Source organism: Psychrobacter sp. KCTC 72983, assembly GCF_014280455.1.
Classification (GTDB): domain Bacteria; phylum Pseudomonadota; class Gammaproteobacteria; order Pseudomonadales; family Moraxellaceae; genus Psychrobacter; species Psychrobacter pacificensis.
In genome coordinates, this window is record NZ_CP060390.1 from 737,387 (window position 1) to 753,313 (window position 15,927).

Annotated in this window: 14 protein-coding genes and 3 pseudogenes; 4 read left to right on the top strand and 13 right to left on the bottom strand. The window is 41.7% G+C overall.

The genetic code is table 11. The features are described from left to right. Nucleotides 1-371: 371 nt before the first annotated feature. Nucleotides 372-554, bottom strand: a complete 183-nt coding sequence (gene rpmF, locus PSBA01_RS03075) for a 50S ribosomal protein L32 (protein ID WP_057758809.1) — start codon at nucleotides 552-554, stop codon at nucleotides 372-374. A gap of 317 nt (nucleotides 555-871) precedes the next feature. After that, nucleotides 872-1,465 (bottom strand): YceD family protein, encoded by a 594-nt coding sequence (locus tag PSBA01_RS03080; RefSeq protein WP_075106938.1) that lies wholly within the window; start codon nucleotides 1,463-1,465, stop codon nucleotides 872-874. A gap of 302 nt (nucleotides 1,466-1,767) precedes the next feature. On the opposite strand from PSBA01_RS03080, the pseudogene PSBA01_RS13440 reads away from it, so the two are divergent. Then, nucleotides 1,768-2,046 (top strand): annotated as a pseudogene (locus PSBA01_RS13440) (elongation factor P hydroxylase); the annotation flags it as partial. Between the two features lie 781 nt (nucleotides 2,047-2,827). On the opposite strand, the gene PSBA01_RS03090 reads toward PSBA01_RS13440, so the two are convergent. Both PSBA01_RS03090 and PSBA01_RS03095 read right to left on the bottom strand, forming a co-directional pair. After that, the gene (locus PSBA01_RS03090; RefSeq protein ID WP_057758803.1) at nucleotides 2,828-3,076 is read right to left on the bottom strand and encodes an antitoxin VbhA family protein; all 249 of its coding nucleotides are present in this window, start codon (nucleotides 3,074-3,076) and stop codon (nucleotides 2,828-2,830) included. Between the two features lie 128 nt (nucleotides 3,077-3,204). After that, on the bottom strand, nucleotides 3,205-4,497 hold the full coding sequence (locus tag PSBA01_RS03095; protein ID WP_057758801.1) for a hypothetical protein: 1,293 nt from the start codon (nucleotides 4,495-4,497) through the stop codon (nucleotides 3,205-3,207). An 84-nt stretch (nucleotides 4,498-4,581) separates the two neighbouring features. Between PSBA01_RS03095 and PSBA01_RS03100 the strand changes: the two genes are divergently transcribed. After that, a complete protein-coding gene (locus PSBA01_RS03100) occupies nucleotides 4,582-4,791 on the top strand; it encodes a helix-turn-helix domain-containing protein (protein WP_058025361.1) in 210 nt (69 codons plus the stop codon). 37 nt (nucleotides 4,792-4,828) lie between these two features. Here the strand turns inward: PSBA01_RS03100 and PSBA01_RS13445 are convergent, their stop codons facing one another. The 7 genes and pseudogenes from PSBA01_RS13445 to PSBA01_RS03135 all read right to left on the bottom strand — a co-directional run. Next, nucleotides 4,829-4,987 carry a transposase gene (locus PSBA01_RS13445; protein ID WP_224737862.1) on the bottom strand — a complete coding sequence of 53 codons (159 nt, stop codon included), beginning with the start codon at nucleotides 4,985-4,987 and terminating at the stop codon, nucleotides 4,829-4,831. Between the two features lie 433 nt (nucleotides 4,988-5,420). Then, the gene (locus PSBA01_RS03110; protein WP_186475024.1) at nucleotides 5,421-6,254 is read right to left on the bottom strand and encodes a cation transporter; all 834 of its coding nucleotides are present in this window, start codon (nucleotides 6,252-6,254) and stop codon (nucleotides 5,421-5,423) included. A 233-nt stretch (nucleotides 6,255-6,487) separates the two neighbouring features. Further along, nucleotides 6,488-7,195 (bottom strand): signal peptidase II, encoded by a 708-nt coding sequence (lspA, locus tag PSBA01_RS03115; protein ID WP_186475025.1) that lies wholly within the window; start codon nucleotides 7,193-7,195, stop codon nucleotides 6,488-6,490. A gap of 141 nt (nucleotides 7,196-7,336) precedes the next feature. Further along, a complete protein-coding gene (gene ccmI / locus PSBA01_RS03120) occupies nucleotides 7,337-8,617 on the bottom strand; it encodes a c-type cytochrome biogenesis protein CcmI (protein WP_025643930.1) in 1,281 nt (426 codons plus the stop codon). Next, entirely contained in the window at nucleotides 8,614-9,096 is a 483-nt protein-coding gene (locus tag PSBA01_RS03125; RefSeq protein WP_020443538.1) for a cytochrome c-type biogenesis protein, read from the bottom strand. The genes ccmI and PSBA01_RS03125 overlap by 4 nt, the downstream gene beginning before the upstream one ends. Before the next feature lie 83 nt (nucleotides 9,097-9,179). Further along, nucleotides 9,180-9,842 (bottom strand): DsbE family thiol:disulfide interchange protein, encoded by a 663-nt coding sequence (locus PSBA01_RS03130; protein ID WP_011513682.1) that lies wholly within the window; start codon nucleotides 9,840-9,842, stop codon nucleotides 9,180-9,182. Next, a pseudogene (locus PSBA01_RS03135) lies at nucleotides 9,843-11,702 on the bottom strand (heme lyase CcmF/NrfE family subunit); the annotation flags it as partial. It abuts the gene before it with no gap. 105 nt (nucleotides 11,703-11,807) lie between these two features. Here PSBA01_RS03135 and PSBA01_RS03140 point away from each other — a divergent pair. Next, nucleotides 11,808-12,734 (top strand): IS30 family transposase, encoded by a 927-nt coding sequence (locus PSBA01_RS03140; RefSeq protein WP_025643743.1) that lies wholly within the window; start codon nucleotides 11,808-11,810, stop codon nucleotides 12,732-12,734. Nucleotides 12,735-12,753: 19 nt separating this feature from the next. On the opposite strand, the pseudogene PSBA01_RS03145 reads toward PSBA01_RS03140, so the two are convergent. Together PSBA01_RS03145 and PSBA01_RS03150 are read right to left on the bottom strand one after the other, a co-directional pair. After that, nucleotides 12,754-12,951, bottom strand: a pseudogene (locus PSBA01_RS03145) (heme lyase NrfEFG subunit NrfE); the annotation flags it as partial. Between the two features lie 121 nt (nucleotides 12,952-13,072). Further along, nucleotides 13,073-15,289, bottom strand: a complete 2,217-nt coding sequence (locus PSBA01_RS03150; protein ID WP_058025811.1) for a heavy metal translocating P-type ATPase — start codon at nucleotides 15,287-15,289, stop codon at nucleotides 13,073-13,075. A gap of 142 nt (nucleotides 15,290-15,431) precedes the next feature. On the opposite strand from PSBA01_RS03150, the gene cadR reads away from it, so the two are divergent. Further along, a complete protein-coding gene (cadR, locus tag PSBA01_RS03155; protein ID WP_025643920.1) occupies nucleotides 15,432-15,842 on the top strand; it encodes a Cd(II)/Pb(II)-responsive transcriptional regulator in 411 nt (136 codons plus the stop codon). Nucleotides 15,843-15,927: the final 85 nt, after the last annotated feature.

The window sequence follows — 15,927 nt, forward strand, 5'->3', positions numbered from 1 at the left end:
ATATTATTAGATGTGATACAAAGCCGCTAGTTCAATTATTTATCTAAGAAAACGGATTGTCAGTAAACTATACACTGACACACACTATTATCATAGCGGATGCAGACCAAACAACGATAGGAAAACACAGTACCAATCAAAAGCACTAACGATTGAGTACGCGTTTCTATCTGCTAAAAATAAAAAGTCATCTAAGCAATGAGTTTAGTCATAAATAACAAAAAGCCAAGTTATCCAGCCACATAATATATGATAGCGAAATAACTTGGCTTTTTTTAGCTCAAAGCTTATTGACTAATGATAGCCAGGTAAATACAACAACAGTCACCAGTACTGTCACTATTTTACCTAGCTATCATAGGGCCAATGTCTTAGGCATCTTGACTAACTTTGAATAGCTGACGACCACGGTAGAAACCATCTTTAGTCATGTGATGACGACGATGTTTTTCACCAGTAGTAGCATCTACGCTTAGTTCAGCAATTTCCATACGGTGATGTGAACGGCGCATGTCACGACGAGAACGGCTTTTACGACTTTTTTGAACAGCCATGATATAGCTCCTATACTTAAAAGGGATAAGCTTGAAATTCAGCTTTAGTCGATACTGACAGAGGCTATATAATCACAACAACCTAAGTCTGAAGCATCATTAGTTAAATAGATTGTTACTTACATAAAGCGCTAACTATGTCTGAAATTTATAAAAAATTTACCTAGTCAGCTTCTATCAGCACGCAACAGGTTGCTCGAATGCAATAAACCGGACATTATACGCATGTTTATTAGATTAATAAAGCCCTGCCTTGCACTCTTCTGTACAAAGCAGATAAAAGGCTTCTCAAATACTTGAATAAATAAATCTGGCTCTTATAGCTTACCTTTTAAGGAGGCTAAAGCAGCGAATGGATTTTCATTCTCTTCTTCTTCTGGTATCTCGCCAAACTGCTCAACTGACATCTCACAATCATCGTGCTTTGGCGCCATTGGTGTTTTGAGCAAGATCTCATCTTCTACCAGTTTTTTAAATGGTAATAGACGCTCGGGAGACTGTTCGGTGACGATTTCATCAAGTAACAAGTAGTCTTGCTCTTCATCAATCAAGCGTACTTGGCTATCATTCTCTAGTAATGCAATATTATAATCATCAGATAAATCTACGGCAACGGGCTGTAAACAGCGTTGGCATGTTAGCCAGATATCGCCTGTCAACGTAAATGCCAAATGCAAAACATTATTACGGCGATAGAGTTCAGCGTTTAACTGAGTGTTTGACTGATCATGCTCGGCGCTCAACGTCGTGGCAAGACGTTCAAAAGAGTTTGGATCGACTTCTCCTGACCACTCAAAACCCGTGTCTGCCCATTTGTCCAAAGAAATGTGCTCAGGCATGCTAGTAGATACAGGCGCTTTTTTATTGTCAGCGTAAGGTGCTGACGGTTTAGTTTCTGGAGTGCTTGACATGCGCGGCCTCATTCATAAAAACGGTGTATAATATTGCCTGCCATACTAACGGAAAGTGCCATATTCTGCTAGCGCTAGTATGTTAAGATTTTTTGATAGCAAATATGTTCAAGCTTTTTTACTACTTACTTTTTTACCTAAAATTTTTTGTCTTTAATATTTATTAAGTCAATGTCTTCTCTATGAATCTACCTGATAATAAAATTAATTTTTCTGATTTACTTTCTCCTGCTACAGCAAGTTCGTTGCTGCAATATCTTACTCAACTAGATCGTCATACTGAAAATGCTCTTAGCAATAGACTGTGCCTCGATGAAGATGAGTATTTAAGAGAATGGAGAAGTCAGTGGCAAAAGTTATCTACTACTCAGCCTGACAATACTTACTCAGCAGAATTGATAATTGATAGCGAACGATTAGCCACTGATTGGCTCATACAGCTATTTAATACTTTATTTACTAACCAGCAAGTGATATTGGTTCGTAGTGAGGGTGAGCCAGAGTATTTCCCTGCTCAAGACAATGAGCCTGCCAGAATTGAATTCGCTCATGGATTTTTTGCCAGTGCCCTGCACGAATTACACACATCTCCTTATAGGTTGACATGCTAGAAACCTCTTATTCTAATAGTGTACATCGCTATATTATTTGTAGGCATCTAAATTAAAACTATCACTTCGGTGATTATTACAACCTATCAGAACAAATCACTTTTACCTATCCAAAAGATAATGGTCGTTCTATCAATTAGGTATCATAACAATTAAGTTTTTCAGGTATCTTTCACATCTTCAGAAGCATTCTTTCTAATATCATCCTATCTAAGCTATAAACGCGGACATGATGCGCTTCGCTACGTCTATCTATTAATGGTTACTTTTGATCAATCGTACCATCCTCTAATCCAGTAGATTTTATCTATGTCAGATAGGTAGAAGTAAAAGTAGTTTTCTGCTATTCATGTTTATCATTAACGTCTTTGCACATAGTATTGTCAGTTGCAAGATATCGAATCATATGAACACGGATATAATGATGGTAATATTAAAGCACGCGAGTGTAGATAGAAGCAGACCCAAGGATGTAATTCACCACGGTGATATTAGGTCTTAATGCTTATCTATTCACTAAGCGAATAAGCTGACTAGCTATAGCATTATTATGTTTGTGGGCAGAATAGTTATTCTTTATTTCGGAGATGGCTGGACGAGAGTTAGTGATACTGGACTAGTAATCTTACATAGGTGAAATGATTTGATAAATATGATTGAATAGCACAATTAATTATGTTTCATCTTTCGATACTGGCTGTGAAAAGCAATACTATAATAGCTTAGCAACGTCGGGCTCAAACTATAAGAGCTAATTATCTTCGAGCGCTATCTTAGTATAGTGAGCATGTAGCAAAGCTTTTACTTCCTTGCTAGTTGCAATTTTACCTTCCTCAAAGTCTTGAAAGATGTGCTGAGTATCTGGGTTAATAGGAATATTATCGACTGCGAAGCTGCCCAAAGTATCAAAGTTAATGCGGCGGCGCTTTTCTATTTCTTGTTTGCTAACGAGGATAGGACGATCATCGGTAATCGATGCTTCAAATTTAGAATCTTCCATACTAGCTCCTATCAGTAGTAATAAAATTGTTCAGCAAGTCAGATAGTCTTCTATCTAGACAATCTTTCTCTCATTGCTATGTCTTATTCGGCTGATTTAATTGTATTAGTGATTTAGACATCGGTAAATCATGATTGTTTAATATCAAGAGCTATTGTGACTGAATAATTCGTACTTCTAGCATCTCCTAGAGTTGCGTAACTTACTTGCTCTAAAGTTTTTTGGGACCTATATGGGCTGAATAGCTCATCAAGAGTATGGTGAAAACCACCATCATCTACTGCAAATACATAATCAAAAAATATTTTGGCCATTGCAGACTGAGGGTGGCTAGCATCGCGAAAAGATTTATTGTGACTCCAACTACCACTGTATATTTTATTGAATACTCTCTCTATATTACCAGAAACAGAATTTGAAGCATGTTTTCGAGTAATACCTGGTTTTTGCACGTATGCAGCAGCATTTTCCACAGACTTCCAAATGATATAATGCATGGTTGATACAGAGCATTCAGCTAAACATGATCTGAGAATACTAATTAGCTTTTCGCCAATAGGCGGTGCTAGATAGTTCAATCTTGACCTAGTAATCAGGTAGCTTAAACACTCTCCTAGCTGTAACTTTTCACACCAGTTCTTAAATTGATCATTCGCTACTAGAGCACTGGTATTTTTCTGAGATTTAGCGTTTATCAAGATTTTAGTAAGATTCTCAATACTATAAGCAAACTCAAAGATCGCTTGATAGAAATCTATCTCTAGCTCTTTTTCTTCGTTGATAGTTACGTATTCGTAGCTATTTTCAGAAGCGAGTATGAGCAGATTTCGGTTAAAAAGATGCTGTAGTATCTCTTCATCTAATTTAGAGAACGGTGATAAAGGTAATGATAAATTGTCACGTAGAGAGACTGTATTCCTTATATTATCTGCCCCTAGGCTCTCTACAGTCGCTGCGAGTAGAAGTTTATCCACATCGTTAAGCTCAGTGACTGAAGGAATACTGCTTAATTGAATGCTTCGGCATTGATTGATGTACTCTAGAGCGGTCTGTCTCTTTTCTTCTGCTAAACGGTCTTGTTTAAGACGATACTCTAAGTACTCTTGATCCATTCTTTTTTCAAGCGCCGCCCTGCAATCATCACACCGCCATCTAATAAGATCCAATCGAGTTAGCTGTGAGCGAGTATAGCAAATCTTAGTTGTACCGCAGTCTATGCATTGGCAGTCTAGTACGACAAGATGAGCATTTATTTTAACGATACTAGGTATATCCTGATGCTTAACATCAAACTCTTGACCTATTTCTTTACAGGTATATATAAAACCACTTCGTTTATCGCCTTCTCTTAACCAGTACCTCTCACAGATCAGCTTATTAGTTTCTGTTATATCTGGCTGATACTCTAGTTTTGTTTTCATACTCACCTCATAATACCGACTATATCCCGTGGATATTATAGCCCACCACTGTGAGTATTGCTATTTTTAGCAGTGGTTGGTGAGATGAAGACAGATGAACGCATGATAGCCTTTGGAAAGCGTATCCGTGATGTGCGCAGAAGCAAAGGAATATCTCAAGAAGTGCTGGCAGAGATGGCAGATATTGATCGAAGTTATATGGGAAATATCGAGCGTGGAGAGAAGAATGTCACTCTCAAAAAGGCCTATGATATTTGCGATGCATTGGATATAGATATTAAGGATCTAGTCTAAATTGTTCGATTCATAATAATATGATAGTTAACTATAGTCAGTCTAGAATAAAAGAGATACAACCCATATCATGAAACAGCTTAGGTAGATTATTCTCCATCCAGCCTTGACGTAGAAATTTTGCCTGTGCCCACTTCTTTTCAATGGGATTTAGATCAGGGCTGTAGGGTGGCAACCAAAGAATACGAGAGACCATCCCAGATTCTGTGTAACTGACGTTTAGATTAAATACTTACACAAAATTTAGGAAGGTCTCTGAAAATTAACCACCTGACACAACTCGTCACCTACTAACAGATCTTGGCGGTCATAAAAGTTGCCCCAACGCTTATAATTATTATCCGTTCTCGACTCAGGGTTATAAGTAATGGCGATGTAGGTTTGAATTTTATTAGTGTCCTAAATTAGTTGACCACCACCAGATTCTTATCAAAGACTTCATCATCTATTATTCGCCAAACGGCAACTTGCTGATGGTCTTTGGTGGTGACTAGATTTAAAGTTTGTTCAATCATTGCTTGAGGTCTCATATCCTTATGATGTTTATTTGCTTCAAACCCAGTTACTTTACACTTAGCGGTTTAATTAAGCTACTTACTTGAGCTATTTGCTTCAGTTATTAGGCTTGGCTACTTACTCAACTTCAATATTCTAAAGGCGCCCTGAATAACTAAAGCAAATACGATGCTACCAATAATCAAATCAGGCGTACTAGAGTGTAACCAATTAACCAAAATCCCTGCAACAATTACCCCTAAATTGATAATCACATCGTTTGAAGTGAAAATCATACTGGCTTGCATATGGGCTTCTTCTTCTTTGCTTTTCGATTTTTGTAGTAAATAGAGGCAAATCAAGTTTGCAATTAGCGCAAGAATCGATATGACTATCATGGTAGAAAAGTCAGGTAACTGCTCATTGCCAAAGAAACGTCTTAGTACTTCTAAAAAACCAAGAATCGCTAGCGTAATTTGAAAATATCCGGCAATTCTAGCAATCCGTTTTTTCTTAATGACCGTTCCACCGACCGCAAATAAGCTAATTCCGTACACCAAGCTATCTGCTAACATATCTAAGCTGTCGGCGACCAACCCCATCGAACGAGAAATCAGTCCCGTGCTCATTTCAATAATAAAGAAAGCAAAGTTAATGACCAGCACTATCCATAGTAGCTTTCTTTGCTCAGCATCTTTTTTGTGACTAGAGTCAGCATCAATTTTAAAATTATTGTTGGGATCAGAGGGGTCAATGGTTTCGGTCGAGAGTAGGGTGTCTCCTAATTTTAGGTCATGAATAGCAGTCTCTATCCCTTCTATATTGTCATGATGAAACACAGTTAATTGACGGTTAGGAATGTCGAACTCAAGATGTTCAATATTCGAGTGGCCCTCTAATTTCATTCGGATTAGGTTTTCCTCCGAAGGGCAGTCCATCTTCGATATTTTAAAAGTTGTTTTATTCATAGTTACATTTATATCCGGGTGGTGGTTCAAAAAGTAGGCTGAAAAAAAACAGGCTGAGAAATTGATAAATAGTGAAATGCAAATGACACTATACATCAAATGCCCAGCCTGTATAAGTAACATTACCTTCCAGTTCACATTTTATAAACATACTCAAGTATAAAAAGTATTTTTCCGTATAGAGTGACTATGACGCTAGTTCTTTTTATTTGTACTGATCAATATTCACTTGTTTATTCATTACGCTTACTTTCCAAAAATATAATATCAATTATAATCAACGCTACACCGACACAGACACCTATATCTGCAACATTGAAAAGAGGATAATTCCAGACATCAGCATAATGCACATGGATAAAGTCAACCACTTTACCAATTCTTAAACGATCGATTAAGTTGCCAATCGCACCACCAAGCATTAAGGCCAACCCCATAGATAATAGCTTGGCTGCACGTGGCGCTTTGATTAAATAAACCGTTAAAAAGATAGCCATTACAAAAGCTAAGCCTGAGAAAAACCATTTCTGCCAACCGCCAGCGTTGGCTAAAAAGCTAAATGCTGCCCCATAGTTATAAGCGAGTGTCCAGTTGAGAAATGGTTCAATGACCGGTACGGGGTCATTGAACGCTAATGTGGTTTGGGCCAACCACTTAGTCCATTGATCAAGTATTAATACCATTATCGCCAACAAATACCAGATAAAAGCGCGACTGCCATTGGCAACCATTTTTGGCATTTTGTCCAACTTATCTTTAGGTGTTATTGAGTTGCCTGAAGTCACGTACATAGCTTTAGGCGTATGATTCATGGTTTTAGAGTCAATCGATTGATGAGTACTACTCACAGCTATAGGTACTTTATTGTCAGCAATATTAGTACTAGCCGATTCAACGCTATTCAATTTAGTACTATCTAATCTGTCGGTAGATTCAGTCATAGTTGTTTTCTTTATCTGTGTTTATACAATGAACAATGTTAAACGTATATGTTTTTGGTATACGACTATTAATCGCGCCACTTTTATAAACGGCTCCACTTACCGCTCTGGTGTTATGAAACTTACGGTAATAATTTTTTATTAGGGAATCTGTTGATTGATTTCAACATTAACCTGAGTCTGTTCAGCGCTAATCACTATAGGATTACCCGATAAGTCGCCTGACTCTGCTATGGCATTACCGCTATGACTAATACGAGCAACGACTGCTAACTGAGTTTTGTCACTACGAGCTGAATTTAACGTGCGATCTGGCATCATCGCATCAAGATTGCTTAAGCGGATACTAGCCTCACCTTGCTTGATAATACTAATGGGTAAACGTTTGGCGGCAAACGGTGGACCTCCTTTAACGTCACGTATCGCAACAAACAACACATCATCAGCTTTCACTAACGGTAATAAATTAGCGTTAATTTTCACTGTCACGTCAATACCTTCTAGCGCTTGCTTTTCTTGCGTGCTAACGTAGTTGCTTAACTCATCTAAGCTTGCTAAAGCTTTAGTATGATCACCTGGTTTGGCCACAATGCTGCCTTGTAAGCGTTTAATCCAACCTTGCGCTTGGGCAAAGTTACTACTACGAGTCTCACCCATTGCCATGAGCATTTGAGCCCGTTCATGCTGCGGATTCTTAGCTAATATAGCTTGTAATACACGGCGAATATTGGCGTCTAACTGACCTTCATTAACGAAAAAGCTAGTCTGAGCATAAGTGGTGGCGATTTCTTCATTTTCAGGAGCTAAACGATAGGCACGAGATAAGGCTTCCAGCGCAGAATCAGTTGCCTCCATAGATAAGAAAAGCTCGGATAGGCGCATCCAGCGATTAGGATCATCAGCATTACGATGAACATTGGTTTGCATGGCGCTAATCAGTTGACGACCATCTTCAAACGCCCATGATGGCGGCTTGTCAATTTTAGCTGTCAATAGGTCGTCAGCCACTTGTCCTACTTTGTCCTCAGCTGTCCACAAATCAAACACGGGCGTACGATTGCCTATTAGTAAATACGCCATTGCAGCCAATATTGGGATCCAAGCTGCGACAATTAAACGGCTTTTGACATCAGGGGTGACCATAGGTGTTATCTGACGCTGCACATCTAATAGCTGACGCTCCAGTTCCAGCTTTTGATTTTGATAATGGCTATTATTAATAGTACCGCTGTCTTTATCTGTTTGTAGCTCAGCTAAACGTTCGCGAAATACTGCAACATTAATATCTAGCAGTTGATTGTCTATTGGTTTGGACTGCAAACGCGGTGCTCGTAGCCATGGCATAATAGCAATCAGCGCAAATATAAGAGCAATCAGCAAGCTTAGAGTTACAAATAAGCCAAAAGTAGAAAATAGAGTCATTTTTTGTCCTCTAGGCTAGTAATGTCGTGGTCGACACTCTCAGCTTGCGATAATAGACGATCAAGCTCAGCCTTTTCCGTAGAGGTCAAGGCAGCAGTACTGTTCACTGTGACGCCGCTTTGACCACGGGCAACAACTTGGCGACGCTTACTTTGCCAAAACCAACCAATAATTAAGACGAGCAATAATAGTGGTGGAAAAAACCATAGGATCCATGTTGATGGTCGCATAGGCGGCTTGTAGCTAATAAAGTCACCGTAGCGCTCTTGCATATAGACGCGTATTTCAGCATCACTACGTCTATCTTTAATTAAATCATAGACTTTTTGCTTTAGATCCTGTGCAATCGGTGCATCAGAGGCTGCAAGGTTTTGATTTTGGCATTTTGGGCAGCGAAACTCTTCTATTAATCCACGATACTGAGCTTCTTGCTGTGGTGAGTCAAAATCGTATACGTCAATAGCTGCGTTTGCCGTCATGTTAAGCAGACACGCTAGTATTAAGCTTGCTAGTTTTAAAACTATATTGGGTTTTAGTTGAGGAGCTCTTATTCGAGTAACGTTCATTTGCACATCTCCTCAACCTGAATGAGATCAGGACTATCGTTGTTCTTATTAGCCTTATTAAGTACTGTCAGGCACGGCTTAACACGCTGTTGCCAATTGGCTTCATTAATCTCACCAACAATATGCTGACGAATGATGCCATCTCCATCCACAACAAAGGTTTCGGGCGCACCAGTTATGCCTAAGTCTAGAGCAAACTGACCCAATGAATCCTGAATAGACATAGAAAATGGATCACCGCCTCGGTTTAAGTAACTGAGCGCATTACCAATCTCATCCTTATAATTCACACCAACGATATCAACGCCGCGCTCTTCTAGTTGCATTAAAAACGGATGCTCAATAACGCAAGTTGGGCACCATGAGCCCCAAACATTAAGTAAAAACGGCTTATCCGGCAAATTATCATTGGTGATAGTACGGGTAGTATCTGCTAATAACGGCAGCTCAAAGGTAGGAACCGGACGCTCAAGAGCGGTATTGGTCACAATGTCTGTTGGTTTACCTAAGCGCATGTACAATATAACTACCAAACCAAAAAAGAGGATAAGCGGAATTAAGAACCATAGCTTCGTCTGCTTTTTTTTCATTGTCTTTGGGTTACGCTGCTTACTGTTTTGGCTATCTTTTTGCTCAGGAGTATTATTCGACATAGTCATTTATTTCTCCTTTAGTGTCGACATCGTCGATACTGAGATTGCCTGCTCAATAGCTACCTCATTGACTCCATAAGTAGCCAAACTACCAGTAACTAGCAACGGAGCTTTAATTTTTTTGATGCGGTATCGTTTATCAAGCATACTAATTAATCCACCTAGAGCCATGATAATTGCCCCTAACCAAATCCAGCGAATTAATGGTTTTACATAAATCCTTAATGCCCATTGGTTACTACCATCGGCAATAGGTTCGCCCAGTGCGACATAAACATCGCGCATAAGACTGGGGTCAATAGCAGCTTCAGTTGTTGGCATCGTGCTGATAATATAAGTACGCTTTTCTGGAGTCAGTTTCGCCACTTCACGACCGTCTTTGGATACCACCACTTGCGCTTGCGTTGCATCAAAGTTACTACCCTTTATTTCAAAAAATTCAGTTACTTCAAAATCGTAACCTTGAACATTGACTGTATCGCCAATACCCATTGCTACGTCACGCTCAATACTCAGGCTACTAGTAAAGGCTATGCCAATGACAGCAACCAATACGCCAATATGAGCAGTCTGTTGACCCCAATAGCTAAGACGCAGCTGACGCAGACCTTTAAAGAAATTAGGGGCGTTCTTGGTTTTGTCTCTAAAGTCAACGATCATCCATAGCAGTACCCAAAAGCTCACCGCTAAAGTCACGCCAATATTGAACATAGCAGATGGACTGGTAAAGTAGGCGATAATAGCAGCCAATACGATACTACTAGCGGCAATGGCGATACCCACCCCTAGTAACGGACGCTTATCTTGTTTCCAGCGAATATTAGAGCCCATACCCATAGCGATTAACAACAGCCATGTCAAAGGCACAAACAGCGCATTGAAGTATGGAGGCCCTACAGATACCTGACCGAGACTAAAGGCATCAGCGATAATAGGATAGAGGGTGCCGAGCAGCACCACTAAGGTTGCAATCAAAATGATGGCGTTATTGATCACTAAAAAGGACTCACGTGAAATCAGCTGATATTGACTTTCAACGGTTAAACGCCAACCGCGAACGGCAAACATTAATAGACCACTACCGATGATAATGCCAAGAATAGCTAAGATGACCAAACCACGCGTCGGATCAGCGGCAAACGAATGCACTGAGGTAAGGACTCCAGAGCGTACCAGGAACGTGCCAAGCAAGCTTAAGGCAAAGGCGAAAATAGCCAGCATGATGGTCCATGCTTTAAACACCCCGCGCTTTTCAGTGACTGCTAATGAATGCAGCAATGCTAAGCCGACAAGCCAAGGCATAAACGAGGCGTTCTCTACCGGATCCCAAAACCACCAACCGCCCCAGCCAAGCTCGTAGTAGGCCCACCACGAGCCCAGTGCAATACCAATGGTCAAAAATCCCCAAGCCGCGAGCGCCCATGGACGTGACCAGCGTGTCCAAGCAGCATCTAAACGCCCTTCCCACAATGCCGCCATACAAAATGCAAAAGGCACTACCATACCCACATAGCCCATATATAACATGGGCGGATGAATAATCAGACCGAAATCTTGTAGGACAGGATTTAAATCAGCGCCATCGACCGCTAGATTGGGTAAGGTACGCTCAAACGGTGACGAGGTAAATATCAGCATTGTTAGCATCATTAACTGTACACCGGCCAAAATAACTAATACCCGCGCACGCATTGATAACGGCAAGCCGCGACTAAAGTATGATACCAGTGCACACCATGTGGCCATGATGGTCATCCATAGCAGCAAAGAGCCCTCGTGTCCGCCCCATGTCGCCGATAACTTATAGTACCAAGGCAACAGCGTATTGGAATGCTACGCGACGTAACTGAGGCTAAAATCATTATAACTTAGATTAACACATGAAGTGCAATACCAAATGCAAGGTGAAAAAAAGACCTAGATGCGCTAGCATCAAAGTTTTTATCCACCGACCAAAGTGAGATTGCAACCATGAGCTATACACATCTAAGCCTAGGTGAACGATACCAGATTTATGCCCTTAAAGGGGCAAAACATAGTATTAATTTTATAGCGAGGGTGTTAAACAGAAGTCCCAGTACCATATCAAGAGAGCTTAGGCGTAATAAAAGCCTACGAGGTTACCGAGCAAAGCATGCTAATAACAAGGCTTGTGACAGACGGGCTAACAACGCCACAACTATTGTGACTGACCTCTGGGCATGGGTGACAGACAAGCTTAAAGAGAACTGGAGTCCTGAGCAAATATCTGGCGTTCATGCTGGTATCAGTCATATGAGCATTTATCGCTATATTTGGCGTGATAAGAGGCAGGGCGGTACATTGTGGCAGTGTCTCAGACGTAAAGGAAAACCATACCGGCAGCGTCTAACCGCTGAGACTCGAGGCCGTATCAATGACAGAGTCTCGATTCATGAGCGCCCTTGTATTGTTGAAGAACGCTCACGTATTGGAGATTGGGAAGCGGATACCGTTATCGGTCAGCATCACAAGCAAGCGATTGTCACGCTCGTTGAACGTAAAACGGGGCTGCTGAAGATGAAGCGTGTGGGTCATAAAACAGCACAGCAAGTATCAGAGGCAATGATAGAACTCTTAGCGCCAGTGAGGTTGCAGGTTAAGACCATTACCTCTGACAATGGTAAAGAGTTTGCTCAGCATAAGAAGGTGAAACAAAAGCTCTTTAGCCCTTTCTTCTTTGCCGATGCTTATGCGTCATGGCAGCGAGGAACCAACGAGAATACCAATGGCCTTATCAGAGAGTACTTGCCTAAGGGTTGTGACTTTAGACAAGTCTCTGATAATGAAATACAGGACATTGAGAACAAACTAAACAACAGACCAAGAAAACGATTAGGGTTTAAAACGCCTATGCAGGCGTTCTATAATATTAATTAGCGTTGCACTTGGTGTGTTAATCTAAGTAATAAAAACCTGCTATCAAAGCGCCAAATGACGTTATCATGGCGGCAAACTGTGCCCAAGCTAAGCTAGGGGCTAGTCGTTGCCAAGCAACTTGGTTACGAATAACACCAATAGTTGGCAGAATTACCTGCAATAACGCCAATACAAAAGCGGTAAGCAAGGCAAAATAGCCCAATTCTGTAATCAACATACGGTCTAACCTTATTTACTCTAATGCGGTTGCAGTTTACTGTAGCGGTGGAATTTTTATTATTAGAACCCACCCCCGAAATCTGCTGCTATCTCTAGTTTTTAATTGATTTCGAAGGGTTTTATTTAACTACTTTAGGCGGAGTTACCAGTGGAGGCGCGCCTTTAAAGCGCAGTAAACGTAACGCATTGAGAGTAACGAGCACTGTTGCTCCAGCATCAGCTAGAACCGCAATCCATAGTCCAGTAATGCCGAATACGGTCGTGATCAGAAAGACGCCTTTGAGACCTAAAGCGAAAATGACGTTCTGATGAATGTTGCGCATGGTGGCACGCGAAAGTGCGATGAGATGAGCCATGTCTGTAACACGACTTTTTAATAATGCGATATCGGCCGTCTCAATGGCCACATCGGTACCACCACCCATCGCGATGCCAACATCAGCGGTTGCTAGTGCTGGCGCATCGTTAATACCATCACCCACCATCGCTATTTTGCTGTTATTCTTCATCTCGTTAAGCAAGCGCAGTTTGTCCTCAGGCAACAGCTCAGCTTCCCATTCCACGTCTAAATTACTGGCAAGTGCTTGAGCGGTTAAGCGGTTGTCGCCTGTTAGCATGACGGAGCGCACACCCATCGCTTTAAGTTGAGCCACACCTTCATGAGCGTCGTCTCGTAACTCGTCTCTTAGTGCGACCAATCCAAGCACTTCTCGACTTTGCTCATCGAAAAGAACTGAGACGGTCTTGCCCTCATTTTGCAGCGCCTCGATTTGTGCCTGTTGCTCGGCTGAAATTGATGCCTCATCTGCGGCATAAACAGGCGAACCGATAGCTAGCGCGCGCCCAGCGATAGTTGCGTGTACCGCTTTACCCGCAGTAGCAGAAGCTTTAGAAGCCACAGGTATGACAACTTTGGCGGCTTTGGCATGACTGACAATAGCTTCAGCAAGCGGGTGACTAGAACCTGTCTCCACACTGGCAAAGAGCGCCAATACCTTATCTTTACCTTGAGAACCCTGATCCTGAGAATCCTGACCTTGAACACTTGAATACTCTTGTGTAATGTCAACAACATCGGTCACGCGTGGTTTGCCTTCAGTTAAAGTGCCTGTCTTGTCAAAAGCGACTGTCTTCACTTGGCCGATGGTTTCTAAAGCACTACCGCCCTTGATCAGCAAGCCGCGGCGCGCACCGACCGCTAGACCAGAGGCGATAGCAGCTGGTGTTGAGAGCACAAGAGCACAAGGACAAGCGATCAATAATAAGGCTAGACCTCGATATAACCAAGTTGACCAATCTCCGCCCATGGTTAACGGTGGGACGATGATAATTAGGGCGGCAATAGCCATCACAGCCGGTGTATAGTAACGACTGAATTTCTCAATAAAACGGGCAGTGGGTGCTTTGGAAGCTTGCGCTTGCTCTACCAAATCAATAATGCGCGAAATAGTGTTATCGGCGGCTGTCTTTTCTACGCGCACTTGGAGCACACCATCGATGTTAATTGACCCTGCAAATACATTGTCACCCATCGTCTTGGCAACAGGAACAGACTCTCCCGTCACGGGCGAATCATCAAGGCTGGACGCACCTTGAACAATGGAACCATCAGCAGATACCCTATCTCCAGGACGCACCAGCACAAGGTCATTCACTTGTAGTGAAGTCGCTGGAACGTTACGCTGCCCACCTTGAGCATCAAGTAAAATCGCACTTTTCGGAACCAGCGATGATAAGGCTCTGATGCCAGCGCGAGCGCGATCAGCAGCGATACTCTCAAACAGTTCACCGATTGAGAACAAAAAGACAACCGCTGCGGCCTCTTCAGCTTCACCAATGATAAGTGCGCCAAGCACGGCGACGGACATCAGCGTTTCAATTGAAAAGAATGAACCTGTTTTAGCCAGTGCTAAGGCTTTGCGTGCAAATGGAAAAACGCCTACAATCACAGCGATGGCAAACACCCATATCCCATAAGCGGGGAACAGTAGTGACAGTGCATAAGCGCTGCCCATCAAAATACCGAGACCAACAACCTGTTTGCCTTTTTGAGTTTGCCACCACCGCTTATCCTGCGGAGCCATCTGATTGTCGCTGTCAATATCAATAGCCGATACAGTTTGTTGACCAGTATTGGCAGATATACCGAACCCTAGGCTTTTGATTGTTTTTTCGATATCACTAGCCTGAGTCGGCGCACCAGGGGCTAAATTTAGCTCTAGCGTTTCTGTAGCGAAATTCAGCTGAACATCAGAAACCCCAGGCATACGTTTCAAAGCTGTTTCAATCTTGCCGATGCAACTGGCACAGTCCATACCTTCAATATGATATTTCATAATAATTTACCCTTTGAATAATGATATTATGAACCCTCTAGTGGCTTTAGAGTCAAGGTTATTTATCTACAGTTTCGTAATTTTAATTTCTCTAGCGCTAGTCTTTACAGCCACTTTAATTATTTAAATCATAGAGGTTGTTATGACAATCAAAATTGGTGAGCTCGCTAAACGCACAGGTGCCACAGTAGAAACCATTCGCTATTACGAAAAGGAGCACTTATTACCCGAGCCTTTTCGTAGCGAAGGGAATTATCGTTTATATAATGAAGAGCACATTGAGCGTCTACAATTTATCCTACATTGCCGTACGCTCGATATGGCTTTAGATGATGTGCGAATCTTACTTGAATACTGGGAGTCGCCTGACAAGGACTGCGGCGATGTGAATAACTTGCTAGATGAGCACATTCATGCTGTGGAAATACGAATGGAAGAACTGATGCACTTAAAGCATCACTTGACCGTTTTGCGCCAGAAATGTGCAAGTAGTGCACCAGCGTCATCATGTGGCATTTTAAACGCGCTTGTCGATAACTCCTGTCATGAGTAATGATATCAGTAGTGTTCATTTCTGACGGATCAAATCATGAAAGGTTAAATACGCCCTGATGTTAAGCACAAAAAAACCCAGCAAT